Origin of the sequence: Streptomyces sp. NBC_01233, assembly GCF_035989305.1 — a bacterium.
Lineage (GTDB): Bacteria > Actinomycetota > Actinomycetes > Streptomycetales > Streptomycetaceae > Streptomyces.
In genome coordinates, this window is sequence record NZ_CP108514.1 from 7,658,735 (window position 1) to 7,683,490 (window position 24,756).

The 24,756-nt window shown below is 71.4% G+C and carries 23 protein-coding genes and 2 pseudogenes; 11 read left to right on the forward strand and 14 right to left on the reverse strand.

What is annotated here, in order from left to right; translation table 11 throughout:
- Positions 1–16: 16 nt before the first annotated feature.
- From OG332_RS35790 to OG332_RS35810, 5 genes and pseudogenes are all read right to left on the reverse strand, one after another.
- Entirely contained in the window at positions 17–1,114 is a 1,098-nt protein-coding gene (locus OG332_RS35790; RefSeq protein WP_327417348.1) for a glycosyltransferase family 4 protein, read from the reverse strand.
- Complete coding sequence (locus tag OG332_RS35795) at positions 1,111–1,647, reverse strand: dCTP deaminase (protein WP_327417349.1); 537 nt, start codon at positions 1,645–1,647, stop codon at positions 1,111–1,113. The genes OG332_RS35790 and OG332_RS35795 overlap by 4 nt, the downstream gene beginning before the upstream one ends.
- A complete protein-coding gene (dcd, locus tag OG332_RS35800) occupies positions 1,644–2,180 on the reverse strand; it encodes a dCTP deaminase (protein WP_327417350.1) in 537 nt (178 codons plus the stop codon). The genes OG332_RS35795 and dcd overlap by 4 nt, the downstream gene beginning before the upstream one ends.
- Positions 2,177–3,397 (reverse strand): bifunctional metallophosphatase/5'-nucleotidase, encoded by a 1,221-nt coding sequence (locus OG332_RS35805; RefSeq protein WP_327417351.1) that lies wholly within the window; start codon positions 3,395–3,397, stop codon positions 2,177–2,179. Before OG332_RS35805 ends, dcd begins: the two co-directional genes overlap by 4 nt.
- Positions 3,394–3,993 (reverse strand): annotated as a pseudogene (locus tag OG332_RS35810) (UDP-N-acetylglucosamine 1-carboxyvinyltransferase); the annotation flags it as partial. The gene OG332_RS35805 and the pseudogene OG332_RS35810, both read right to left, overlap by 4 nt.
- Here OG332_RS35810 and OG332_RS35815 point away from each other — a divergent pair.
- Together OG332_RS35815 and OG332_RS35820 are read left to right on the forward strand one after the other, a co-directional pair.
- Positions 3,968–5,242 carry a helix-turn-helix domain-containing protein gene (locus OG332_RS35815; RefSeq protein ID WP_442816395.1) on the forward strand — a complete coding sequence of 425 codons (1,275 nt, stop codon included), beginning with the start codon at positions 3,968–3,970 and terminating at the stop codon, positions 5,240–5,242. The pseudogene OG332_RS35810 and the gene OG332_RS35815 overlap by 26 nt on opposite strands.
- Positions 5,239–5,793, forward strand: coding sequence for a flavoprotein (locus OG332_RS35820; protein ID WP_327417353.1), 555 nt, complete (start codon positions 5,239–5,241; stop codon positions 5,791–5,793). The genes OG332_RS35815 and OG332_RS35820 overlap by 4 nt, the downstream gene beginning before the upstream one ends.
- Before the next feature lie 110 nt (positions 5,794–5,903).
- On the opposite strand, the gene OG332_RS35825 is transcribed toward OG332_RS35820, so the two are convergent.
- A complete protein-coding gene (locus tag OG332_RS35825; protein WP_327417354.1) occupies positions 5,904–6,125 on the reverse strand; it encodes a hypothetical protein in 222 nt (73 codons plus the stop codon).
- 23 nt (positions 6,126–6,148) lie between these two features.
- On the opposite strand from OG332_RS35825, the pseudogene OG332_RS35830 reads away from it, so the two are divergent.
- Positions 6,149–6,451: pseudogene (locus OG332_RS35830) on the forward strand (tyrosine-type recombinase/integrase); the annotation flags it as partial.
- Here the strand turns inward: OG332_RS35830 and OG332_RS35835 are convergent.
- From OG332_RS35835 to OG332_RS35845, 3 genes are all read right to left on the reverse strand, one after another.
- Positions 6,436–7,020 carry a hypothetical protein gene (locus tag OG332_RS35835; protein ID WP_327417355.1) on the reverse strand — a complete coding sequence of 195 codons (585 nt, stop codon included), beginning with the start codon at positions 7,018–7,020 and terminating at the stop codon, positions 6,436–6,438. The pseudogene OG332_RS35830 and the gene OG332_RS35835 sit on opposite strands and share 16 nt — an antisense overlap.
- 177 nt (positions 7,021–7,197) lie before the next feature.
- Positions 7,198–7,728: an SMI1/KNR4 family protein gene (locus tag OG332_RS35840; protein ID WP_327417356.1), complete on the reverse strand. Its 531-nt coding sequence runs from the start codon at positions 7,726–7,728 to the stop codon at positions 7,198–7,200.
- A gap of 327 nt (positions 7,729–8,055) precedes the next feature.
- Positions 8,056–9,222: a magnesium and cobalt transport protein CorA gene (locus OG332_RS35845; protein ID WP_327417357.1), complete on the reverse strand. Its 1,167-nt coding sequence runs from the start codon at positions 9,220–9,222 to the stop codon at positions 8,056–8,058.
- Between the two features lie 153 nt (positions 9,223–9,375).
- On the opposite strand from OG332_RS35845, the gene OG332_RS35850 reads away from it, so the two are divergent.
- From OG332_RS35850 to OG332_RS35860, 3 genes are all read left to right on the forward strand, one after another.
- A complete protein-coding gene (locus OG332_RS35850; protein WP_327417358.1) occupies positions 9,376–10,491 on the forward strand; it encodes a winged helix DNA-binding domain-containing protein in 1,116 nt (371 codons plus the stop codon).
- A gap of 97 nt (positions 10,492–10,588) precedes the next feature.
- On the forward strand, positions 10,589–11,182 hold the full coding sequence (locus tag OG332_RS35855) for an O-methyltransferase (protein WP_327417359.1): 594 nt from the start codon (positions 10,589–10,591) through the stop codon (positions 11,180–11,182).
- A 148-nt stretch (positions 11,183–11,330) separates the two neighbouring features.
- Complete coding sequence (locus OG332_RS35860; RefSeq protein WP_327417360.1) at positions 11,331–13,022, forward strand: AMP-binding protein; 1,692 nt, start codon at positions 11,331–11,333, stop codon at positions 13,020–13,022.
- Positions 13,023–13,105: 83 nt separating this feature from the next.
- On the opposite strand, the gene OG332_RS35865 is transcribed toward OG332_RS35860, so the two are convergent.
- Positions 13,106–13,594, reverse strand: coding sequence for a glutathione peroxidase (locus OG332_RS35865; protein WP_327417361.1), 489 nt, complete (start codon positions 13,592–13,594; stop codon positions 13,106–13,108).
- Positions 13,595–13,710: 116 nt separating this feature from the next.
- Positions 13,711–14,640 carry a hypothetical protein gene (locus OG332_RS35870; RefSeq protein WP_327417362.1) on the reverse strand — a complete coding sequence of 310 codons (930 nt, stop codon included), beginning with the start codon at positions 14,638–14,640 and terminating at the stop codon, positions 13,711–13,713.
- 267 nt (positions 14,641–14,907) lie between these two features.
- Here OG332_RS35870 and gcl point away from each other — a divergent pair, with 267 nt between their 5' ends.
- On the forward strand, positions 14,908–16,695 hold the full coding sequence (gene gcl / locus OG332_RS35875; RefSeq protein ID WP_327417363.1) for a glyoxylate carboligase: 1,788 nt from the start codon (positions 14,908–14,910) through the stop codon (positions 16,693–16,695).
- Positions 16,696–16,852: 157 nt separating this feature from the next.
- On the opposite strand, the gene OG332_RS35880 is transcribed toward gcl, so the two are convergent.
- Positions 16,853–17,434, reverse strand: a complete 582-nt coding sequence (locus OG332_RS35880) for a TetR/AcrR family transcriptional regulator (protein ID WP_327417364.1) — start codon at positions 17,432–17,434, stop codon at positions 16,853–16,855.
- Between the two features lie 171 nt (positions 17,435–17,605).
- Here OG332_RS35880 and OG332_RS35885 point away from each other — a divergent pair, with 171 nt between their 5' ends.
- The 4 genes from OG332_RS35885 to OG332_RS35900 all read left to right on the forward strand — a co-directional run bounded on the left by OG332_RS35885 (position 17,606) and on the right by OG332_RS35900 (position 22,197).
- Positions 17,606–18,136, forward strand: coding sequence for an agmatine deiminase family protein (locus tag OG332_RS35885; protein WP_327417365.1), 531 nt, complete (start codon positions 17,606–17,608; stop codon positions 18,134–18,136).
- Positions 18,133–19,068, forward strand: a complete 936-nt coding sequence (locus OG332_RS35890) for a nitrilase-related carbon-nitrogen hydrolase (protein WP_327417366.1) — start codon at positions 18,133–18,135, stop codon at positions 19,066–19,068. The genes OG332_RS35885 and OG332_RS35890 overlap by 4 nt, the downstream gene beginning before the upstream one ends.
- A 217-nt stretch (positions 19,069–19,285) precedes the next feature.
- Positions 19,286–20,851: a CocE/NonD family hydrolase gene (locus tag OG332_RS35895; RefSeq protein WP_327417367.1), complete on the forward strand. Its 1,566-nt coding sequence runs from the start codon at positions 19,286–19,288 to the stop codon at positions 20,849–20,851.
- Positions 20,852–21,000: 149 nt separating this feature from the next.
- Positions 21,001–22,197 (forward strand): macrolide family glycosyltransferase, encoded by a 1,197-nt coding sequence (locus OG332_RS35900; protein ID WP_327417368.1) that lies wholly within the window; start codon positions 21,001–21,003, stop codon positions 22,195–22,197.
- Positions 22,198–22,516: 319 nt separating this feature from the next.
- Here OG332_RS35900 and OG332_RS35905 read toward each other — a convergent pair whose 3' ends face one another.
- Entirely contained in the window at positions 22,517–23,803 is a 1,287-nt protein-coding gene (locus OG332_RS35905) for an MFS transporter (RefSeq protein ID WP_327417369.1), read from the reverse strand.
- Entirely contained in the window at positions 23,800–24,498 is a 699-nt protein-coding gene (locus OG332_RS35910; protein ID WP_327417370.1) for a GDSL-type esterase/lipase family protein, read from the reverse strand. Before OG332_RS35910 ends, OG332_RS35905 begins: the two co-directional genes overlap by 4 nt.
- Positions 24,499–24,756 lie beyond the last annotated feature (258 nt).

The window sequence follows — 24,756 nt, forward strand, 5'->3', positions numbered from 1 at the left end:
TGCGCCACGGGTGGTGTCAGGCGAGCCGCCGGCCGAGGTCGGTGATGGCCGTGGCGGTGGCACTGAGGGGGAAGCGGGCGGCGTTGGTGCGGCCGGATGCCCGGAGCATCTCCAGGAGGCCGGGGGTGGTGCGCAGGCGGTGGAGGCCGTGGGCGGCGGTGGTGGGGTTGGTGAAGTCGGTGGCCAGGGCGGTGCCGGAGAGGGCTTCGCTGAGGCCGGGGACGGGTTGGTAGAGGACGGGGAGTCCGCAGGCCTGGGCTTCGAGGGCGACGAGGCCCATGGCCTCCAGGGTGGTGGAGGGCACGGCGAGTACGTCGTGGTCGGCGAAGGCCTTCCACAGTTGGGGGCGGCGGAACCAGCCGAGGTAGCGGACGTGGACGCCGAGCTGGCGGATGACCGGGGCGAGGTCGACGAACTGGGCGCGCGGGGCCGAGATGCTCAGCTCGACCGAGCGGGTGGCCGCGACGGCTTGGAGGAGGGGTTCGAGGCCCTTCTCGGAACTGAGGCGGCCTGCGAAGAGGATCCGCAGGTGGCTGGTGGGACGTCGGGCGGGGCGGGGCGGTGGGCTGGTCAGGAGGCGGTCGGGGATGCCCCAGGGGATCTTCTCGATCTTGCGCCTGTCCGTCTTGGGGGCGAGCTTGAGCAGGCGGTCGGCCATGGCGCCGGTGGGGACGACGATCGCGTCGGCAGCGGAGGCGGTCTCGCGGAGAACGCGCAGCTGTGTGGTGTGGTTCTCGGCGTGCAGGAGGTCGGTGCCGTGGACGAAGGCGATCCGGGGGTGGGCGGGGAGGGCTCGCAGGAGGGCGGGGGGAGCGCCGAAAGTCAGGTGGTGCAGGTGCAGCACGCTGATCTGACGCGGGTCGATGGCGGCCGTCATGGCGAGGCGCAGGTTGGTGACGTACCGGCTGAAGGCGTGGCCGTCGAGGCACTTGCCGGACGCGTGCAGCAGGTCGATGCCGGCCGGGGGGCGGGGGCGGGGGCCGTCGGGGGCGAGCATGAAGGCGCGGGAGGGGATGGCGGGCTGGGTGCCGGCGTAGAGGTCGAGGAACAGTTCGACGCTTCCGCCGGGACTGGGGAACGGCAGGTCGAGGGCGGTGGCGACAACGCGGTTCACCGGCGGCCTCCGGGGTTCTCCTCGTAGAGGCGTGATGTCTCGATGCCCATGCTGGTGCGGTACTTGAGGCCGTGCCGCTGGTAGCTGGCGGGGGAGCCGTGGGTGCGGAGGAAGACGAGCTTGCCGAAGGTCATGCCGGGCCGGACGCGTACGGGGCGGGTGGCTCGGATCTCCAGGGTCCAGCGGATCGCGTGGCCCTGGTGCCCGAGCGGCGCGGAGACGTGGACCCAGATGCCGAGGGAGCCGCTAGTTCGGTCGCCATTGAGGAGCTGGGCGTAGGCCTCGGAGCCCGTGCGCTCCAGGGTGTGGCCGAGGTAGAGGTTCCCGGGCTCCAGGACGTACCCGTCGTCGGGTAGGGGGAGTTCGGAGAAGGCGGTGGGACTGGCGGCGTCGAGGTCGCCCTCGCAGACGTGGAGCGTGCTGCCCAGGCGCCAGTCGTACGCGTTGGGGGACAGGCGGTCCGGGTCGTACGGGTCGATGGTGATGAGGCCCGCCTCGCGGGCGGCGGCGATGGCCGGTCCGGTGAGGATCACGAGGTCACCGCCGTGCCGTCGAGGTCGCGCCAGTACGAGGAGGGCTGGGGCCCTGAGGCCGCCTGGTACTTGCCCTCGTACAGGTCGATGCCGCCTTCGGAGACGAAGAACATGATCTGCCCGATCTTCATCCCGGCGTAGACGCGCACGGGGCGGGTGGGGGTGAGCATCAGAGTCCACTGGCCGTGGAAGCCGATGTCACCGATGGGTGCGGTGATCTCTACGAAGAGCCCCAATCGGCCGACGGAGGACCGGCTGAAGAGCAGGGGGACAAAGAGGTCGGATCCCACTTCCTCCAGGGTGTGGCCGAGGTACAGCTCGCCGGGTTGCAGGACGTGGCCGTCGTCGCCGATCTCTGTGTGGCGGGTGGGGTTCGGGCGGTGGGCGTCGAGTACATCGTTGGTGTAGGTGAGCAGGGTCCCGCCCAGGCGGACGTTGTAGCTGTTCGGGTTGACCTGGGTCGGCGTGAAGGGGGAGATCCGCAGTCGTCCGTCCTTCGAGGCGGTGGTGATCTCGGGTCCGGTGAGGATCACTGGTCGTCTCCGTTGGTCAGGATGCTCCTGATCGCCGAGCCGAGGCTGAGGCCGACGGGGTGGGCTCGGCTGCCGAGACAGGTGTCGGCGAGGTAGTCGGTGGTCAGCACGCTCGTCAGACCGGCGGGGAGCTGATCGGGGGAGGTGATCAGGGGTCCTGCTCGCTCGGTGAGATGGGCGAGCAGGGCAGCGGGGTCATTCCGGAAGGCCAGCGTGACTTGGGCCTCGACCAGGCTGTTGTCGAACGGCTCGATGGCCAGCAGGTCTCCGGTGGTGAGGACTTCGCCCAGCAGCGTCGTGCGCACAGCGGTCTCGTTGAGGACGACAGCCTCGCAGCCCAGTCCGCTGCGTAGCTGGTCGGCCAGTTCGCGGAGCAGGACGCGGCGGTCGAGCGGCTTGTTCCGATGGGGAGAGGCGAGACGGCCCAGCGGCTCGGCCAGCTGTGCGTCGATGGAGGCGATCTGTTCACGGACGGAGTCGAGCTCGGTCGGCAGGACGGATTCCCAGGTTTCAGGGAAGCGGGCGGTTCGTCCGACCCAGCCTTCGGGGGAGCGCTCGGCGATTGCGTAGCCGACGGCGAGTTCCTGGCCCTTGAGCACGAGGGTGCCGCCGACCCGTTCGGGTCCGGTGTGTTCGCTGTGGCAGTGGCCGGCGAAGACCACGTCCAGGAAGGGGCACGCCTCGGCGAGCTGGAGGTCCTGCTCGAAGCCGGAGTGGCTGAGGAGGACCCAGGAGTCGACCTCGTGGTGGTGCGCGAGCATCAGCTCGCGCAGGGCCTGGACGGGATCGGTGACGCGGTGGCCGGAACGCTGCCCGACCGGGATCGACTTGAATGCCTGCTGGCCGATCACGGCCGTGACGGCCGTCCGTCGGCCTGCGATGTCCACGATGCGCAGACGGCGGAAGAGCACGTTTCCGCTGGAGTCCTCGATGACGTTGGCGCATACGGTCCGCTGGTGGAGGCCCGGCTCGAAGTAGTGCGGCCAGCCGTGGTTCCCGGGAGCGACGACGTCGTACAGGGCGAGCAGGATGTCCCGTTCGAGTGCGCCCCGGCCGAGGCGGTAGTACCCGGTGCCCTCGAAGAAGTCGCCGCAGTCCACCAGCAGGCTGTCCGTGCGTGCCTGGTGGAGGTGCCCGAGCAGCGGGCCGCCGGCACCGAGGGCGGAGTGGACGTCGGTGGTGGCCATGATCTGTCGTAGGGAACGGGCCGCGGTCATGGCGCGACCTCGCAGATGTCGGCGCCGAGGTGGAGGAGCTTGCCGGGCAGGTCGGCGTGGCCACGGCGGAGCTGGTCGACTCCGCCGAGGGTGGTGATGCCGCGGGCGGTCAGCGCGGCGACCATGAGCGCGGAGCCGGTGCGGATGTCGGTGGCCTCGACCCCGGCTCCGGTGAGGCGTTGCGGGCCGGTCAGCTGGCATTCGGTGGGGGAGATCTCCTCGATCTTCGCGCAGAGTCGGGCCAGCTGGGGCAGCAGGTTACCGTGGCGGCCGGGGTTGATGGAGTCGGCGAACAGGTGTGTCCCGGGCTGGCCGAGGGCCAGTGCCATCAGGGGAGGTTCGAAATCGGCGTCCAGGCCGCCGACGGCGAGCGTGGCGATGGCTCGAAGGGGACGGCCCGTCGGCCGGGCGGCGCTCCCGTCGACCAGGAGGACGTCCTCCCGTACCGCGGTGGGGATGCCCAGCTGCTGCAGGGCTGCCTGCAAGGGCACGACATCCCGACCTTGGACGCCTTCGATGCGCGCGGTCCCACCGGTGGCGGCGACGGCGCAAGCCAGGGTGCCTGCCTCGATCTTGTCGCCTGGTACGAGCCACCGGATCGGTGAACTGATCCGTCGGGCTCGGGTCTTACAGGGCCGCTCGCAAGCGGACGTGGCCGGCGAGCTGGGGTATCACCAGTCGAAGATCAGCCGACTGGAGGGCGGACGCGGAACGGACGACATCCGAGTCCTGCGCGACGTCGCACGCATCCTGCGCATTCCTCCGGCCCGACTCGGTCTGGCGGAGGCCGCCCCGGAAGCCGATCCCCACGATCCGGAGACAGAGGAAATGCTGCGCCGCCGTACCTTCCTTGCCGCCAGCGTCACCGCGCTCACAGCCTCGGTCGCGCCGACGGCTGCGCACCCCGCGCTCGTCCAGGCACTCCTGCCCGGGATGCCGACGACTCCGACGACGGAAGCGCCGGAGTCCGGGCAACTGCGAAACCGGGCCACGGCCATCCGGCGCCTCTGGAGCACTTGCGACTACGCGGAGTTGGAGCGGACCCTTCCCGGCCTGATCGCCGATCTTCGCCGCTGCATCGCCGACTCCCCGCAGGCCGAGGAGCTTCCTCGCTTCCTGGCCACGGCCTACCAGACCTCGGCCAGCCTCCTGCTCAAGCAGGGAGACCCCGGCACGGCGTGGCTCGCCGTCGGGCGCGCGATGGCCGAGGCCGAACGCTCAGGTGATCCACTCGTCCTCGCCGCCAGTGTCCGCCTCCACGCGCACGTCCTGGTCCGTGAACAGCACGCCGGCCAGGCCGTCACACTGATCAAGCACACGGCCTCACAACTCACCGGTGCGTACGACCGGCAGCCCCGTCACCACCTCTCCGTGCTCGGGTTGCTGCTACTGCGGGGAGTCACGGTTGCCAGCAGGGCCGGGGACCGCGCCGCCACCGCAGAGTTCCTGGCCGAGGCCAAGGAGGTGGCGAAGTACGTCGCCCTGGACCACCCCGACGCCTGGGCCAACTTCAGCCCCACCAACGTGGCCCTCCACGAGGTCAGCGCGGCCGTGTCCTTCGGTGACGCGGGCGTCGCCATTGACATCGCCCGTCCGCTCATGCGCCGCCACATCCCGGTTCCCGAGCGCCGGGCCGCCCTGTGGGTGGAAGCCGCCCGTGCCTACGCGCAGCAGGGCCGCCTCGCCGACGGCTACCAGGCCCTGCGGATCGCGGAGACCTGCGCAGCCCAGGACGTACGACGCCCAGCCGTCCGGGACCTGGTCGCCGACATGGCGGCGCGCGACCGTCGGCGTACGCTGCCAGAGCTCCACCACTTCAGCCGCCGACTGGGAGTACCCGCGTGACCGAGCCGCAGCCCAAGCCCTTCCTGTACGTCGTCGTCTGCGCGGCCGGGATCGCGGGCGACGTCGGCAAGCTGATCGACGCCGCGCACGAGTGGAGCTGGGACGTCGGCGTCGTCGCCACCCCGCAGGGGCTTCCTTTCCTCGACGTATCCGAGATCGAGGAGCGGACGGGTTACCCCGTCCGCTCCGCCTGGCGCGCGCCCGGGGACGCACGGTCCTTCCCACCCGCCGATGCGGTCGCAGTCGCCCCGGCCACCTTCAACACGGTCAACAAGTGGGCGGCCGGATTCGCGGACAACCTCGCCCTCGGCATCCTCTGCGAGGCCCCGGGCATGGGCATCCCCACCGCCGTCCTGCCCTACGTGAACACCGCCCTCGCGGCCCACCGCGCGTACCAGCGGAGCCTCGCCGAGCTCCGCGAGATGGGCGTTCTGGTCGGCACCTACGAGCCGCACCGCCCGAAGTCCGGCGGCGGCGCCGACCGCTTCCGCTGGGAGGAAGCCGTCGACCTCCTGGCTCCGTTCCTCGCGGCAGGCGACGCAGGCCCCTGATCTGCGACTGCCAGTGGGTAGGGCCTGGAGTGTTTCCAGATGAGGAACGCCGCCGCCCGGTAGCCGGGAAGTGCCCGGTCACCGGGCGCAGGGTGCTGTTCCGGGGCCTGTCAGTCCTCGTAGGGGAGGTATATGCCGCCGTCCGGAGCGGCTATGGCGCGCAGGCGCTCGTACTCGGCGCGGTCTTCCTCGGTCATGTGCGGGAGTACGTCCATGACCATGCGGGCTTCGGGGTGCCGGGCGAAGTACGAGAGCACGAGCTCGGTGAGGGCCTCCACGGCCTCGTCCTGTTCGAGGGCGGCCGCGGCGTTGCGGGCGCTCAGTGCTGCCACGGCTTCGAGTTCGGCGCGCGTGGCCTGGAGGGCGGTCGGCCGGAGTCATTCCCGTGCGGGAGAAGGGTGCGCGGTGGAAGGCTTCACGCAAGGACGGGTTTCACGTGCTCCGGCACACTTACGCCTCGGTCCTCCTCGAAGCGGGCGAGTCCATCGTCACGCTCGCCCGGTGGCTCGGTCACTCAAGCCCGACCATCACCCTGGACCACTATGCCCACTTCATGCCTGAGGCCGGCGGCAAGGGTCGCGCGGCCATCGACGCACTGCTCGGCATGGTGCCCGAGTACGTACCTGAGGCCCTGGTCTCCTCTCACGGCCGCATCTGAGATCCCGTACCGAAGGAGGCCGCCTGCGCCCGGCAGTGTTCCAGGCCCGCCGTCACCTCTGCCTGGTCCGAGCCGTCCCCGGTCGCCAGTAGTTCCCCGGCCGTAACCATGGCCGCCCAGAACTCGGGACGTGAGCCCCGCCCGTCCCGGAACCGGGTCTGCGCGAAGAGCAGGAAGATCTTCGTGAGCTCCCCGGTACGAAACCAGGGGATCATGCCGCCAGGAAAGCCTCCGCGGGCGCAGGCGGCAGTCCACAAGAGGTCGCGGATCCGCTCACCGCGACCGTCCAGCACCCGGTCCACGACGAACACATGCCCACAGGCGAGAAACATGGCGACGAGGTCTTCCTCTCCCACCTCGAACTCGTCGAAGAGGGGCCGAACCTCGCGGATCCGGACTTCGGCGTCCGGCCGGGGCACTCCCAGGGCCAGACATAAGGCCAACGCGCAGGCGTCCCACTCACCGGTGCGCGCGGCCATTCCGGCGAAGACCTCCTCCTCGCCCTGTCCGGTGGCCAGCATCTCGCGAGCCTCCAGAACCAGCGCGTCCTCGCCTTCCCCATGATTCATGGCCAGAGGCTACAGCGATGCTCGAACGCGACAGAGGAGCGTGCTGACTTGAGTGAGCGGCCTTCATTCGCCTGCCGTCGGGACCGTGCCGAAGCGGCGAGTTCGGCGGTGAACACTCACGTCCGATCGAGGCTTGTCCAGTGATTCCGGCCGGTCGTGCATGTGACGACGCTGGGTTCAGCGGCAGAGCTCCATGATGGTGTCGTCGAAGTCGGGGAACTCCTGGGCCGCCAGCTCGATCACGGCTGCCGCCGACCGGCGCTGGTGCGGTGCGAATCCTTCGGCGATGGCTGCCAACTCCGGATTGGGGCGCGCCTTCCAGCCGGGCTCGTACGAGGTGGCGGCTTCCCAGGGGCCGAAGCCGTCGGCCAGGAGCCACAGGAAGTCGCCCAGGTCGCGGGCGACGACACCGGTCTCTCCCTCGGACCCGAGGAAGACGACGGGCTGCTCGGCCAGTGGTCGGCTCGGGCGGATGAGCCACAACGCCGAGTACCCGCCCGTGCCGTCCTGTCCGAACACGCGGAAGTCGCTGCCGTCCAGTTCGCTGTTCCCGGTCCATGCCTGGAACCAGTCGGTGGTCTCGGCAGCGGACAGGAAGGCAGGGAAGGGCTCGAAGTCGACCCCGGTTTTCCCGTCTGCGTAGTCGAATCGAACGGCCATCGCAGTGGCCAGCGCGGCGGGGAACTGTCGGTCATCGGTGGGCGTCACGGGGACAGGCTAGCCAGGGGGTCGGACATCGACGCTCACGGGCCGGGTTGTTGGACGACTCCGGTTTGTAGGTCGTCGGGGGAGACAGAACAGACCTGGTCGCGACAACGGGTGGCACAGCAGATGCTGTGCCACCCGCTTTCGTTACCCTCCGCAACCGCGTGCGGTCGAAGGTGGTCGGCGGTGCGGGAGGGCCAGTCCCAAGGTGCGGGGGAGTACCCGGCACGGGCGGGCAGCGGATTCTCCCCAGATTCTCCCCAGGGGGCCCTGCGGGCCACTTTCAGACGTTCGCAAGAGCTAAGTTGATCAACGGCACTGGTGCGCGGTCTACAGCCAGTCGCGCTTCTTGAAGATGACGTACAGGCTGACGCACACCACCGCCATCAGCAGGATCGCGAAGGGGTAGCCGGCCGCCCACCGTAGTTCCGGCATGGTCTCGAAGTTCATGCCGTAGATGGTTCCCACCAACGTGGGTGCAAAGAGGATGGCCGCCCAGGAGGAGATCTTCTTGATCTCCTCGTTCTGTTCGAAGCCGGCTTCGGCGAGGGCGCGCATTTCTGCGTTCTGTTGTTGGGAGACCAGGGTGGCGTTGACCGTCAGGATGTCGGTGAGGGCCTGGCGGAAGGCGTCCACGCGTTCGCTTGTGTGCGTGACGTGGTCGGCGACGTCGCGGAGGTAGCGCTGGAGTTCCTCGTCCGTGCCGTACTTCGCGAAGCCGGCCATCAGGTTGTGGAGCATGCCCACCAGGGGGCGGGTGGCGCGTTGGAACTCGACCATTTCGCGGGAGAGTTCGTAGATGCGGCGGGAGACCGCCGGGTCGCCGCGGAAGACCTCCGTCTCGATCTCGTCGATGTCGGTCTGGACGCCCTCGACGACCGGGGCGTAGCCGTCGACCACCGCGTCGAGGATGGCGTACAGGGCGGCCTCCGGGCCGAGTGAGAGGAGTTCCGGGTTGTCCTCCATGCGGCGGCGGACGGAGGAGAGGTCCGGGGCGCCGCCGTGGCGGACCGTGATCAGGAAGTCCGGGCCGACGAAGATGTGGAGCTCGCTGAAGTCGACCTCCTCCTGGACGTCGAGGTAGCGGGCGGCGCGCAGGACGACGAAGAGGGTGTCGCCGTAACGCTCCAGCTTGGGGCGCTGGTGAGCTTCCAGGGCATCCTCGACGGCGAGTTCGTGCAGGTTGAACTCGGTTGCGAGGGAGTGGAGCTCGGGTTCCGTGGGTCGGTGGAGGCCGATCCAGGCCATCCCGTCGGGCTCCTCGCGCAGCTGCCTGAAGGTCTCGGCCAGGGTGGCGGGGGAGGCGACCCGGCGGCCGTCGCGGTAGACGGCCGAGTCGATCACGCTGCGGTGGTTCGGGGGAGTGAGGGTCGGCGGTGCGGGCTGCGGGGCGGCCGGTGGCCCCGTCGGGGGTGCTGCGGCCGGGGCGGCGCGGCGCCACCCCGGGCGCTTCCCGGCGGGCGGCGGCGAGGGGCGATGGTCTGGGCGCTCCGACATCGCAGGTCAGCTCCCGTGGCGGGTCTTCATTGCGGGCAAGGGGCAGGCTATCGGGGGAAAGCGGCGTCACGGGGTGAGGGGGCGGGATGTGAGGTGGGTTTCGGCTGGAAGTTGCGGACAGAAGGTGTCCGCAAGGGGGGCTAGCTTGTTGTCATGGCCTCCACGACGACGCATCCCGTACTCGGCACCCGTGCTCTGAACCGTGCCACGCTCGCCCGCCAGCTGCTGCTCAGCCGCGCCGAGATGTCCGCAGAGGGCGCCGTCACCCACCTGCTCGGACTGCAGGCCCAGAACGTCAAGCCGCCCTACTTCCAGCTGCACGCCCGGCTCGCCGGCTTCCGGCCCGCCGAACTGGCGGGGCTCATGGAGTCCCGCGAGGTGGTCCGGATGGTCACCATGCGCTCCACCATCCACACCCACACCGCGCACGACGCCCTGACCCTGCGCCCCCTCGTCCAGCCCGCCCGCGACCGGGAGGTCAACTACTTCCGGAAGGGGCTCGTGGGAGTGGATCTGGACCGGCTGGCGGAACGGGCCCGCGGCTTCGTCGAGAGTGCGCCGCGCACCATGGGCGAGATCCGCGAGGAGCTGCTCCGAGAGTGGCCCGACGCCGAGCCGCAGTCCCTGTCCGTCGCCGCGCGGTGCCGGCTGCCGCTGGTCCAGGTCACCCCGCGCGGGGTGTGGGGGCGCAGCGGGCAGGTCCGGCTCACCACCGCCGAGAACTGGCTCGGCCGGCCCGCCGGGGCGGCGCAGCCCGTCGACGACGTCGTACTGCGCTACCTCGCCGCCTTCGGGCCCGCCTCCGTCAAGGACATGCAGATCTGGGCCGGACTGACCCGGCTGCGCGACGCCTTCGAGCGGCTGCGGCCGGGCCTGGTCGCCTTCCGGGACGAGAACGGCGTCGAGCTCTTCGACCTCCCGGACGCGCCCCGCCCCGACCCGGACACCCCGGCGCCGCCCCGCTTCCTCCCGGAGTTCGACAACCTCCTGCTCTCGCACGCCGACCGTACCCGCGTGGTCGCCCCCGAGATCAAGGGCCGTACCTGGACCGGGAACCAGGCCCACTGCACCCTGCTCGTCGACGGGTTCGTCGCCGGGCTGTGGAAGCTGGAGGGGGCGGTGCTCACCGTGGAGCTGTTCGGCCGGGTCTCGAAGGCACAGGAGGAGGAGATCGTCGCCGAAGGGGAGCGGGTGATCGCCGACATGGGGGACGGGGCCGGGTCTGCCGCCGGGGCTTCCGTGCGGTTCGGGGCGACGCGTCAAGTCTGAACCGGGTAACCAGGTAACCAAATCACCAGGTAACTGGATAACCGGGTAACCGGGTAAAGGAGTTGTACGGAGGGCTCGCCGACCGCATCATCCCGGGATGGACGACATGCCGAGACGGATCCCGGATTCCCTGCCGGCCCTGCGCGCCGCGGCGCGCCGAGCGGGCTTCACCCTGTCCTGCGAGGAGCGCACCGGCAGCCTGCTGGCCCTGCTCGCGGCCACCCGCCCCGGCGGCCGCATCCTCGAACTCGGCACGGGCGTGGGCGCAGGAACCGCCTGGCTCCTCAGCGGAATGGACGCCGCCTCCCGTCTGGTCACCGTCGAACTGGACGAGGCCGTGCAGAAGGTCGCCCGCGAGCAGTTCCGTTCCGATCCGCGGGTGGCCTTCGTGGCCGCGGACGGCGGCGCGTGGCTGGAGGAATACGAGGGGGAGGCGTTCGACCTGGTCTTCGCGGACACCTGGCCCGGCAAGTTCACCCACCTGGACCGGGCCCTGGCGCTCGTGGCCCCCGGCGGGACCTACCTGATCGACGACCTCCTCCCGCAGCCCGGCTGGCCGGAGGGCCACGGTGCATCGGTCCGACGCCTGCTGACCGAGCTCGAAGAGCGGGCGGACTTCCGTACCGTCCGCATGGCCTGGGCGAGCGGCCACCTGATGGCCGTGCGAACGGCTCCCAGCGGCAGGTGGTGATCCGGCCGGGCCGGTAGCCGGCGATCCGGTCGGTTCCGGTCAGTTCGGGCCGGTTCCGGCCGGCGTCCGACCGTACGGCCGCCGACGGTCAACTCCCGTCGGGCGTCGCACTGGTGGTCCGTACAGCGGACGCGGCACGATACCTGCCATGACGACCGAAAGTTCGCAGAACAGTGCCACCGCCCAGTTCCTCGCAGCGCGGGACTTCCTGCTGGAGCGCCGCGGTGACTACGCGGCCGCCCACACCGGATTCACCTGGCCCCGCCCGCGCCGCTTCAACTGGGCCCTGGACTGGTTCGACCACATCGCCGCCGGGAACGGCGCCGACGCCCTGCGCATCGTCGAGGAGGACGGCACCAGCGAGGCGCTCACCTTCGCCGAGCTGGCCGCCCGCTCCGGCGCGGCCGCCAACTGGCTGCGCGAGCAGGGCATCGCGACGGGCGACCGGATCCTCGTCATGCTCGGCAACCAGCGCGAGCTGTGGGAGGTGATGCTCGGCGCGATGAAGCTGCGCGCCGTCGTCATCCCCGCCACCCCCCTGCTCGGCCCGGCCGACCTGCGCGACCGGGTCGAGCGCGGCCTCGTACGCCACGTCATCGCGCGCGCCGAGGACACGGCCAAGTTCGACGAGGTGCCGGGCGGTTACACCCGGATCGCCGCCGGGCAGCAGATCCCGGCGGGCTGGCGCCGGCTCGCGGACATGGGGACCGCGGACACCGCCTTCACCCCCGGAGGGGAGACCCTCGCCACCGACCCGCTGATGCTGTACTTCACCTCCGGCACCACCGACCGCCCCAAGCTCGTCGAGCACACGCACGCCTCGTACCCCATCGGGCACCTCTCCACCATGTACTGGCTCGGCCTGCGCCCCGGCGACGTGCACCTCAACATCGCCTCGCCCGGCTGGGCCAAGCACGCCTGGTCCAACCTCTTCGCCCCCTGGAACGCGGGCGCCACCGTATTCGTCCACAACTACACCCGCTTCGACCCCGAGCGGCTGCTCGCAGAGATGGACCGGCACGGCGTGACCACCTTCTGCGCACCGCCCACCGTGTGGCGCATGCTGATCCAGTCCGACCTCACCAAGCTGGCCAGGCCGCCGCGCGAGGCCGTCGCCGCAGGTGAGCCGCTCAACCCCGAGGTCATCGAAAAGGTCCGCGAGGCCTGGGGCGTCACCATCCGCGACGGCTTCGGCCAGACCGAGACCACCCTCCAGGTCGGCAACTTCCCCGGGGTGCCCGTCAAGCCCGGCTCCATGGGCCGCCCGGCACCCGGCTACGAGATCGTCCTGGTGGACCCCGTCACCGGGAAGGAGTCCCCGGACGAGGGCGAAATCTGCGTGAACCTGCGCGCCCGGCCCGCCGGCGTGACCACCGGCTACCGCGACGACCCGGAGCGCACCGCCGAGGCCATGGCGGACGGGCTCTACCGCACCGGCGACATCGCCGCGCGCGACGCCGACGGGTACCTCACCTACGTCGGGCGCTCCGACGACGTCTTCAAGGCCTCCGACTACAAGATCAGTCCGTTCGAGCTGGAGAGCGCCCTGCTGGAGCACGAGGCGGTCGCCGAGGCCGCCGTCGTGCCGGCCCCCGACGCGCTGCGGCTGGCGGTCCCGAAGGCGTACGTCACGCTCGCGAACGGTTGGGAACCCGGGCCGGAGACGGCCCGGGTGCTGTTCGAGCACTCCCGCGCGGTGCTGTCCCCGTACAAGCGGATCCGCCGCATCGAGTTCGGCGAGCTCCCGAAGACCGTGTCCGGAAAGATCCGCCGGGTCGAGCTGCGGGAACTCACCGCGGCCGGCTCGACGCAGGAGTACGACGAGGTCGACCTGGGCTGAGCCGAGCGGATACGGGCTGCCGCGCGGCCCGCGCAGCGGCCCGTACGGGAACCCGGCCCGTACGGGAACCCGCGGCCGAGGCCTTACGCCGGGAGGTGCGCCTCGATCGCGGCGACGACCTCGGGGGCCTCGGGCTCGGTACGCGGGCGGAAGCGCGCGACGACCTCACCGGCGGGGGAGATCAGGAACTTCTCGAAGTTCCACTGGATGTCCCCCGCCTCGCCGTCCGCGTCCGGGGCCTTCACCAGCTCCTGGTAGAGCGGGTGCCGGTTCTCGCCGTTGACCTCGGACTTCTCCAGGATCGGGAAGGTGACGCCGAATCCGGCCGCGCAGAAGGTCTGGATGTCCTCGGCGTTGCCGGGCTCCTGCTCGCCGAACTGGTTGCAGGGCACGCCGATGACCGTGAAGCCCTTCTCCTCGTACGCGAACTGCAGACGGGCCAGCCCCGAGTACTGCGGGGTGAGCCCGCACTGGGAGGCGGTGTTCACCAGGAGGATCGCCTTGCCCTTGTACGCCGCCAGGCTCGTGGGCTCGTCGGACAGGGTGGTCAGCGGGATGTCGTACAGGCTCATCGGGCTCTCCTCGGCAGGAAGGGCGGCGGCCGGCGGCAGGCGGCCGGCAGACGGTAAGGAAGTAGGCAAGCAACGCCTACGAGCCTAAGCGCTTCTCCTGCGGATCATGCCGACGCCTAATCCCCCGATCCGACCAGCTCGTCCGCCGGGTCGTTGACCGGCTGCGGCATACCGGTGAGGTCCATCACGAACAGCGGTATCCCCAGATCGTCCGCGCGGGTGCGGGCGTCCTCCGTGTATCCGGCGAGGGCGAAGTAGACGCTGGTCGCGGAAGATGTGAGTCCGTTGAGCCAGACGCACTCCACCGCCCGCAGCCCGGCCGGTGCGGTGGTCGGGTCCACCTGGGCGACCAGCCCCGGAGCCCGGAGGTCCACGGCCGCCGAGGGGATCGGGCGCGCGTCGGGCTGCCGTACGTCCTGGAAGCCGAGCCAGCGAAGGTACAGCGCGGCCGTGGCCACCGCGTCGCGGGCCGTACGGATGGTCACCGGCCGGAAGGCGGGCCGAGGCAGCGGAGCGGCCGGCGGCGGCAGCGGCGCATGAGCCGGCTGCCCGACGGCGGGGCGGTCGGCGGACCCGTCGCCGTGCGGGTCGGGCCCTGCGCCGCTCGGATCCGGCCGCGCGCCGGACCGGCGGCGGTCCGGGCCGCCCTGGCCCGCGCCCCGCACCGTACCCGCGCCCGTACCCGCGCCCGCGCCGTCCCTCCGTATCCCCCCGCCGGCCTGCCCCGGCCCGCGCTCGTCACGTGCGCCGGCGCCGTCGCCGTCGCCGGAGTCCACCCGCTCCAGCGGGTGCACCGGGATCCGCACCACCGTCCCGCACGAGCCGCATCCCAGCTCGGGCTGCGGCCACTCGCTCTCCCGCCCGCAGGCCGTGCACCGCACCGCCACCCAGCTGTCCGACCAGGTGCGATGGGTCAGCGGCACCGGGGGCGCCGCCAGGTCCAGCGGGGGATTCACCGGGCTTCCGCAGGCGCAGGGGAAGACCGGCGCGGTGTAGCCGTTGTCGCGCAGGCACGCCGGGCAGCGCACCGGTACCGCTTCCGCCATGAGACCTGGACCCCCTTTGTCGCTGTGCGTAGGTCCATGCTCCACCACCGGCGACCGCCGGGGGGAGGGTGCGCTCCATTTCCGGGGGATTCCCGCCGACGGATCAGTGATTTGTACAAGTCGCCGAGCGGGATGCGGCTTTTGGTGGCTTCCGGGGTCCCGTACCGCCTTGACGTCGAAGGAGCCGCCGCTTAGCTTGTTCCGTATAGCAGAACAAGACTTCCGGATTACGGAAAAGCCTGACCGCCAGACCCGCAGGAGAACTCGATGCCTCGTATGACAGCCGCCGCCGCTGCAGTGGAGATCCTCAAGCTCGAGGGTGTCGAACAAGCGTTCGGTGTCCCCGGTGCTGCGATCAACCCGTTCTACCGAGAGCTCAAGAACGTGGGCGGCATCGCGCACACCCTGGCTCGCCACGTCGAGGGCGCGTCGCACATGGCCGAGGGCTACACCCGCGCCAAGGCGGGCAACATCGGTGTCTGCATCGGTACGTCGGGCCCGGCCGGCACCGACATGATCACCGGCCTGTACTCGGCCATCGCGGACTCGATCCCGATCCTGTGCATCACCGGTCAGGCCCCGGTCTCGAAGCTCCACAAGGAGGACTTCCAGGCCGTCGACATCGCCTCGATCGCCAAGCCCGTCACCAAGAAGGCCACGACCGTCCTGGAGGCCGCGCAGGTCCCGGGCGTGTTCCAGGAGGCCTTCCACCTGATGCGCTCCGGCCGTCCGGGCCCGGTCCTGATCGACCTCCCGATCGACGTCCAGCTGACCGAGATCGAGTTCGACCCGGCCACCTACGCGCCGCTGCCGGTCTACAAGCCGCAGGCCACCCGCGCCCAGGCCGCCAAGGCCCTGCAGTTCCTGCTGGAGTCGGAGCGCCCGCTGATCGTCGCCGGTGGCGGCATCATCAACGCCGATGCCTCCGACCTGCTGGTCGAGTTCGCCGAGCTGGTGAACGTCCCCGTCATCTCCACCCTGATGGGCTGGGGCACCATCCCGGACGACCACGAGCTGGCCGCCGGCATGGTCGGTGTGCAGACCGCGCACCGCTACGGCAACGCCACGTTCCTCGAGTCGGACTTCGTCTTCGGCATCGGCAACCGCTGGGCCAACCGTCACACCGGTTACAACCTCGACGCGTACACCAAGGGCCGCAAGTTCGTCCACGTCGACATCGAGCCCACCCAGCTCGGCAAGATCTTCGCCCCGGACTTCGGCATCGCCTCCGACGCCAAGGCCGCGCTGGAGCTCTTCATCGAGATCGCCAAGGAGCTCAAGGCCGAGGGCAAGCTGCCGGACTTCTCCGCCTGGACCGCCTCCGCGCAGGACCGCAAGGCGACCCTGCAGCGCCGTACGCACTTCGACAACATCCCCCTGAAGCCGCAGCGCGTCTACGAGGAGATGAACAAGGCCTTCGGCCCGGAGACCCGCTACGTCACGACCATCGGTCTCTCCCAGATCGCCGCCGCGCAGTTCCTGCACGTCTACCGGCCGCGCAACTGGATCAACTGCGGCCAGGCCGGCCCGCTCGGCTGGACCATCCCGGCCGCCATCGGTGCCGCCACCGCGGAGCCGGAGACCCCGATCGTCGCGCTCTCGGGCGACTACGACTTCCAGTTCATGATCGAGGAGCTGGCGGTCGCCGCCCAGCACAAGGTCCCCTACGTCCACGTCCTCGTGAACAACGCCTACCTCGGTCTGATCCGTCAGGCGCAGGGCGGCCTGGGCATCAACTTCGAGGTCAACCTCGAGTTCGAGAACATCAACACCCCCGAGCTGGGCGTCTACGGCGTCGACCACGTCAAGGTCGCCGAGGGCCTGGGCGTCAAGGCCATCCGCGTCACCGACCCGGACAAGCTGGGCGAGGCCTTCGAGGAGGCCAAGAAGCTGGCCCAGGAGTTCCAGGTCCCGGTCGTCGTCGAGGCCATCCTGGAGCGCATCACCAACATCGCGATGAGCAAGACGGTCGACATGAGCGACGTCACCGAGTTCGAGGAGCTCGCGACCGAGCCGGGCCACGCCCCGACCGCGATCAAGGCCTTCAAGGTCTGATCGGCAACCCGGGCAGTACGCGGCGACCCCCGCCCCTCCGTCAGGAGGAGCGGGGGTCGTTCCGCGTCCGGGAGATGTGCGCGTGCCCGTACGGGGGGCGTGCCCTTGCGCGGGGGCGTGCCCTCAGGGGGGGCGTGCCCTCAGAGGGGGCGTGCCCTTAGAGGGGGACGGGGCCGAGCTCCGCGTCCACCGCGCCGGTCAGCAGCTCGCGGGCCCGTTCCAGGGACAGGGAGCCGCTCAGCCAGCGCTCGCTGAGGCCCTCCACCAGGGCGGTGAGCCGCTCGGCGGCGTCCAGCGGCGTGACGTGCAGATCGGCGAGTCCGGCCGCCTGCGCGTCCGAGATGGCGTCCGCGGTGTCCTGGGACCAGGAGCGGGTGGACGCGGCCAGGGTCTCGCGCAGGTCGGCGTCGAAGATGGCGCTGGCCCGCAGCTCGCCCCAGGCGGTGCTGTTCTCGCGGACCCGGGGAGTGTCCTGGAGCTCGCTCAGCAGCAGCTGCAGGAGAACGGCGCGGGCGTCCTCGGTGTCCTTGAGGGCCTCGTCGGTGTAGCCGGTGGCGCGGTCGCTGATGAAGGCGAGGGTGCGCTGGACCAGGCCGGCGCGGTCCTTGAAATGGTAGTAGATCAGCGCGGTGGAGACCCCCGCCTCGGCGGCCAGTTCCTCGACGCGCAGTCCTCTGACGCCGTTGCGCGCGATGACGCGTACGGCCGCTTCCAAGATCAACGCCTGGCGATCGGCCACTCTTGCTCGCACCTTCCGGTCGGGAAACCCTTGACTGACCTTTCAGTCAGGCCCCACGATAGCTTCAACCCGACACCCTGACTCGATTTTCAGTCCCTTCCATCCTGACTAAAGATTCAGTCAATGCGCCGTCGTTGAACAGCTCAGTCCCGTACCGAAGGAGCACCCCCGATGAGTCCGCTGACTCCGTGCAATCCGCGCGTGCCCGCCGAGTGGGCCGCGCACGAGGCCTGCCTGATGGTCTGGCCGACCCGCGCCGCCCTGTGGGGGCCGGCCTTCGAGGCGGCCAAGCGCGAGTACGCGGCCGTGGCCCGCGCCATCGCCGACTTCGAGCCCGTGATCGTGATCGCCGCGCCCGGCCTGGCCGACGAGGCCCGCGCCGCATGCGGCGGAGCCACCGCGAGCGACACCGGCGGCGGCCACCCCATCGAGGTCGTCGAACTGCCGGCCGACGACTCCTGGCTGCGCGACTCCGGCCCGATCTTCGCCTACGACGAACGCGGCGACCGGGTCGGCGTCGACTTCCGCTTCAACGCATGGGGAGAGAAGCACCACCCCCGGACCGCCGACGACAAGTTCGCCTCCGCACTCCCCGGCCGCAAGGTGGTCGGCGTACCGACCCCGGTCCTCGCGTACGGCGGCGGCGGTGTCCACTGCATCACCCAGCAACTCCCCACGGAGCGAGAGGACCTGACGGCATGAGCTACGCACTCCTCACCTCCTACGGCTCCCCGCTCGGCTCCCCGGCCCGCACCGAGCCCGCCGAGCGCGTCCCCCTGCGCGTCGGCCTCGTCCAGATGCGCTGGTACGCCGACGAGGACGAGCACGACGACCGGCTCCGCGAGGGCGTGGCCCTGGCGGCCGCCGAGGGGGCCACCGTGGTCTGCCTCCCCGAGCTCACCCGCAGCCCGTACTTCTGCACCACCGACGAGCCGATGGCGCACGGAGCCGCCCGCCACCTCGAAGACGTGGAGGACGGCCCGACCGTCCGCCTGGCGGCCGAGCTCGCCACCGGCCTCGGCATCACCGTGCACGCCTCGCTCTACGAACGCGCCGACGACGGCGGCCTCGGATACAACACCGCCGTCTGCGTGGCCGCCGACGGCAAGCTGATCGCCCGGACCCGCAAGAACCACATCCCCGCCTTCCCCGGCTACCGCGAGGACCTCTGCTTCCGCCCCGGCGACAGCGGCTTCCCGGTCGTCTCCCACCAGGGCGCCCGCTTCGGCTTCCCCACCTGCTGGGACGAGTGGTTCCCCGAACTGGCCCGCGCCTACGCGCTGAACGGCGCCGAGATCCTCGTCCACCCCACCGCCATCGGCTCCGAGGCCGGCCTGCCGGACTTCGACACCCGGCCGATGTGGGAACACGCCGTCAGTGCCAACGGCCTCGCCAACGCGCTCTTCATGATCGTGCCCAACCGCACCGGCACCGAGGGCCGCTCCACCTTCTACGGTTCTTCTTTCATCTCCGACCCCTACGGCCGGGTCATCCTGCGCGCACCCCGCGACCGGCCCGCCGTCCTCGTCGCCGACCTCGACCTCGACCAGCGCCGCGACTGGCTGGAGTTCGGCCTGCTGCAGACCCGCCGCCCCGAGCTCTACGGCCGGCTCACGGAGCCCCTCACCCGCTAGAAGCCCCCGCCGAGGAGCGTGCACACCGATCCCCTCCCGCCGCGGCCCGCCCCCTGCTGCCGGGGGGTGCGGGCAGCGACGGCTCGGCGTAACGGACCGGAGCCGGTCTCGTTGGATCATTCATGATCAAAAAGATGCTCGAATCGGTCTTCGGTGGCGCTGTGGGCGCCTCGTGAGTGACATGCGTGGGTCGCGTAGCCGGCGGTGTACCGCCTCGGTGGCACTGCTGCTTTCCGTCCTGGCAGCCCACGGCACGGCTGAGCCCGCGGTCGCGGGCCAGGGCAGCGGCCCCACGGCGGGCAGCGCCACGCGGGACGGCGAACCCGCCTCGGTCTCCACCGCCACCCTCACGGTGAGGGACGGCACGCGCATCGCCGCCGACGTGTACGTTCCCGCGGCAGCCGGCCCGCATCCGCTGATCGTGATGCCCGGCGCCTGGTGGGCCATGCCGCAGGACGTCCTGCTCGACGACAAGAAGCAGCTGGCCGAGGCCGGCTACGTCGTCGTCTCCTACGACCCCCGCGGGCTGCGCCGATCGGGCGGGGCGATCGACATGGCAGGCCCCCTGGACGCGGCGGACGTCTCCGACGTCATCACGTGGGCACTGGCCCACACTCCGGCGGACGAGCGGAGGGTGGGGCTGTACTCCTCCTCCTACGGTGCGGCGGTGAGCCTGAACGCGGCCGCGCGCGATGCCCGGATCACGGCGGTCGCTGCCCTGTGCCCGTGGACCGACCTGTTCGACTCGTTCGTGCGCAATGGCACCTACGCCGGGACGATCGCCACGTTCCAGGCGGCGATCGGAGCGCTCAACGGCCGGATGAGTCCTCGCACGCGTCAGGCATTCACGAACCTCAAGAGCGGCACGGACACGGCCGGTGTGCGCGCCTGGGCGCTCGAACGTTCGCCGCGCGCCCTGGTCCACGCGCTCAACGCACGCCGGACTCCGGTGTTCATGGCGGGGGAGTGGAGTGACCCGCTGGTCCCGGCCGGGCAGACCGGCAGGCTGCTGGACCAGCTCAGCGGTCCGAAGCAGTTGTGGATGAGCCCGGGCGGACACGGCGACTCCAGTTCACGGGAAGCCCCCTTGCTGCAGCCGCGGAACCCGGTCCGCGACCATGCGAAACGTTGGCTCGACCGCTTCCTCCTCGGCCGTGGCAACGGCGCGGACCGTCTTGCGCCGCTCATGGTCCGACCGCGCAACGCCGACCGGCTGGAGACCTATCCGAGCTGGTCCGCGCTGGAGCGCTCACCCCTCGCCGTGCCCGTGCGGACGAGTGCGGGCGGTCGCTCACCACGCCTGTTCGCGGGCGTGGACTCTCCCGCCGATTCGGGCCTGTTCCCCGTCGCGGGACTCGCCGACTCGCTCGGATTGCCACCCGTCACCGCGGCCCCGCTGCTGCTTCCGCCGCTCGCGGCCGTCTGGAGCAGCGCTCCGCTGAGCTCCCCGTGGGCGCTGCGCGGATCACCCCGGGTGCGTACCCGCGTGACCTCCACCGCCGACCGGGGCACCTTCGCGGCCCACCTGTACGACGTCGACGCGCTGGGTGTGGCCCGGCTGATCAGCCACGCCCCGTACACGTTCACGGGCGTGGCGCCCGGCACACCGGTCGAGGTCGACCTGCTGTTGCCCGCCGTGGCGTGGGACGTGGCGCCGGGACATCGGCTGGCGTTCGTCGTGGACGGCGGAGACCACCGTTACACCAGCGTCAGCCCCCTCGGGTCCTCCATGGCCTTCTCCGCGGACGACACGCACCTCATCGTTCCTGCCCGCACCGGATGACGGCGGCATCGGCCGCTGGAGTGTTCGCCCTCACGCGGAGGTGAACGGGGGCGGGAAGCGGTGTCGGCGGGTGCGGGACCGGCGTTGGGGAGGCGGCAGGTTCGTTTCGGGGCGGCAGGTGCCGCACAGCTGAGTCTGGAGTGATGGTCATGAGGGATGTTCTGGCCGGCGGCGGGGGACGTGCGCGTCACGTGGCCGTGTTCAACGTGCCGATGCACGGCCACGTGATCCCCACCCTCGCCGTCGTACGGGAACTGGTGGGCCGCGGTCACCGGGTGAGCTACGCGGTCACCGCCGAGTTCGCGGACGACGTACGGGCGGCGGGCGCGCTGCCCGTGCTCTATGACGCACCCGATACGGGTGAGGCGCCCGAGGACATGGCGGAAGGTGTGACCGGGGCGGTCGTGGTGAACGTCGCTGCGCTGCCACAGCTGGAGGAGGCGTTCGGGCAGGACGTGCCGGACGTGGTGCTGTCCGACGTATACGCCTGGGCGGGGCCGTTGCTCGCGGCTCGCTGGGGAGTGCCGGCCGTCCAGCTGGCTCCCACGCACATCCCCTACGACGGTCTGGTGCAGGAGTTCTTCGGGCTCGACGACATCGCGCAGATCCCCGGCTTCCCCGAACTCGCAGGCGCACTGGAGCAGTTCGGTGTGCCGGGCGGGGTCCACGCACTGACTCTGGCGCCCCCGCGAACGATCGCGTTCTTCCCCCGCTCCTTCCAGCGGCTGCCGCAGACGGTGCGGGCGGGAGAGGCGCACTGGGTGGGCCCTGCCATCTCCGACCGGTCCTTCCAGGGGCACTGGCAGCGGCCGGACAACGGCAAGCCGGTCCTGTACGTGTCGTTGGGCTCGCAGTTCAACACGCGGCCGGAGTTCTACCGGTCCTGCCTGGACGCGTTCGAGGGCCTGGGATGGCACGTCGTGATGAGTGTGGGAGCCAAGGTCGCGGCGGCCGGGCTCGGCTCCGTGGGAGACGGGTTCGAGGTGCACGCGAGCGTGCCCCAGCTCGATGTCCTGGCCTCCGCCTCGGTGTTCGTCACCCACGGCGGGATGGGCAGTCTCATGGAGGCGCTCTCGCTGGGCGTGCCCGTCGTCGTGGTGCCGCAGATGGCGGAGCAGCGGGTCAACGCCGCTCAGGTCGAGGCGCTGGGCGTGGGCCGCCATCTGCCACGGGAGCGGGCCACGGCGCAGACCCTGCGTGAGGCGGTGCGGGCGGTCGCGGGCGACGAACGGATCGCCGGCGCCGTGGCAGGGCTGCGGCGGGAGATCGGCGAGGCCGGGGGCGCCGCGGCCGCGGCTGATGTGATCGAGAAGGTCCTGGCGGACATCCCGATGGTGACGGCCTGACCCCAGCGCCCGGCCCCGGCGGGCTTCGTCTTCGGACTGAGGTCCGGCCCGGGTCGGCCTGGCGGCCGTCAGGGGCAGTTCGGGGCATCGGAGCCCGGCGCGCTGCACGTTCGCCACGGTGAGGTGGGCAAGGACGGGACCGCCGCGGGCACCGCCCCTCATGCGCCACGCGCCGGCCGGTCGGCGAGGCCGCGTCGGCGGGGCACTCGGTCGGCGCAGCACCCGCCGAGTGCCCCGCCGCAGGGGGCCGGCCGTAGAGGGGGACGGGGCGGAGGCGGGTGTGCGCTCCGCCGCCGCCGGCCGACCCCGGGCGCGCCGGTCAGAGCATTGCCGACCGCGCTGTCGCGGCCACCTCTGAGGCGACGGGGCCGGCGGGCTTTCCGGCGGGGACGCGGATGCGAGCCGGGCCGGTCGCGGCCGCCGCGAGGAGTCCGAGCCCGGCGGTGGCCGCCCCGGCCCACAAGACCGCTGCCAGTCCGTGCGTGAACACGACCGGACCCGCCGTGGAGCCGGCATGCGTGAAGAGGACCGTGGACGCGCCGACCCCCACCAGCGCGCCGACCTCCCGGACGCAGCTGTTGACCCCCGACGCGGCGGACGCGCACCGGTCCGAGGCGTTCGCCAACAGGGCTTCGGGCGCTGCGGCGAAGAAGAGGGCCATCCCCGTCCCGCCGGCCAGCAGACCCGGCAGCTGCACCGCATAGGGGGACTGCGGGGCGAGAAGAAGCGCGAACCACCCCGAACTCGCCGCGGTCAGCAGGAAGCCGGCCACGAGGACGGGCCGCGCGCCGGTACGGCCCATCATCAGCCCGGCCAAGGGGGCCACCACCAGCGGCATGGCCGTCCAGGGCAGGATCCGCAGGCCCGCGTCCCACGGGCTGTGGCCCTGGACGGCCTGGGGGAACTGGGCCAGCCAGAACACCGTCCCGAATACACCGGCGTGCATCAGGAACCCGCAGGCGTGCACCGCGAGGAGACCGCGGGAGAGGCCGGACCCGGCCTGCGGCCCCGTAGAGGCCGGGGCCGGGGAGCTCGGCGGCTCGCGCAGGAACATCCGCGCCGCCGCTGCGAGGAGGCAGCCGAGCGGCACATTGATCCAGAAGACGTACTGCCAGCCGCCCCACTGGACGACGGCGCCGCCCGCCAGCGGACCGACGGCCACGGCCAGTCCGCCAAGGGCTCCCCAGACGCCCAGCAGCGCAGGCCGCCGGTGGGCCGGCACGGCGGCGGCCACGAGCGTGAGGCTCAGCGGCGTGATCGCCGCGGCACCCGTTCCCTGCACCAGGCGAGCCGTCGTCAGCCAACCCGTGGTGGCCGAGCACGCCGCCGCCGCGGAACCGGCGGTGAAGACGACCAGAGCGGTGGTGAACAGCCGCCGCTGCCCGACCCGTGCGGCGAGCCTGGTCACCAGCGGCGGCAGGACGGCGACCGGGACGAGGTAGGCGTTGACGAACCAGCCGGCCGCCGCCGCATCGGCGTCCCGGCCGAGGTCGGAGCGGATCGCGGTGAGCGCGGTGAGCAGCACCAGGTGGTCCAGCCCGCACAGGAACACCGCCAGCCCCGTCACCGCACAAGCCGGCCAGACCGTGTACCGACCCGCGGTCATACCGGTGTCCGCCCGGCCCCGGCCGGCACGGCCGCATCGAGCGGTTCGCCCCTCCGGGCCCCCGGGGCCGGTGCGCCGGCGCGGCTTTCGGCGGCCGACCGCCGCAACCAGGCCTCGCCCGCCCCGGCCACCGCGGAGTCGGCCAGCCGGAGGTAGACGCGGTAGCCCTCGGCCGACGGATGAAAGCCGTCGGGGCAGTAGAGCTGTGCCGGACGGCGCCGGAAGGCGTCGGTCTCCAGCGCGACGACCCGTCCGCCGGCAGCCAGCACGGCAGCCGACTGGAGTCGGGCCAGCCCACGAGAGCGAACGGAGGCCACCACCGCTGCGGCGCGGCGCAGGGAGGGAGCCGCACCGATGTCCGCGCACGCCCCCACGACCACTTCCCACCCGGCGCCGCGCAACTCGCGAACGCATCGGCCCAGACGAACAGCGGACCGGCTCACAGGGGCCGGCAGCATCACGTCGTTCCCGCCGATGAGGATGAACGCCACGCCCGGTGTGGTCCGGCCGGTCACCGACCCGACCTGCCGGCCCAGCCCCGCCGTCGTCGCCCCCGCCCGGGCCAGCACCTCCAGCTCCACCGCGCACTCCAGCCTCGAGGCCAGCATCCCGGCCAGCTGCGCACCGATGGTGGCCTGGCGCTCCAACACGCCCACGGTCATCGCGGACGAGTCCCCCAGCAGTACGAACGGCATGGCCGACCCGCTGCCGCGACCGTAACGGCCACTGGGCGACACCACCCCACGCCCGTCCCACAGGGGTTCACGCAGCAACACGGCCGCATACCGCTTCACCAAAGACTTCAGCAGACGGCGGCGCACTCTCTTCCGCGCCTCCGCCGACACATCGCAACGCATCACAAGCCCCATCTCGCCGACGGCAGTCGGCCCCAGATCGTTCGAAGCCCACCGCCCCGGGCAGGCGAATCGCTCGGCAAGGCGCGTAGGCAGCGG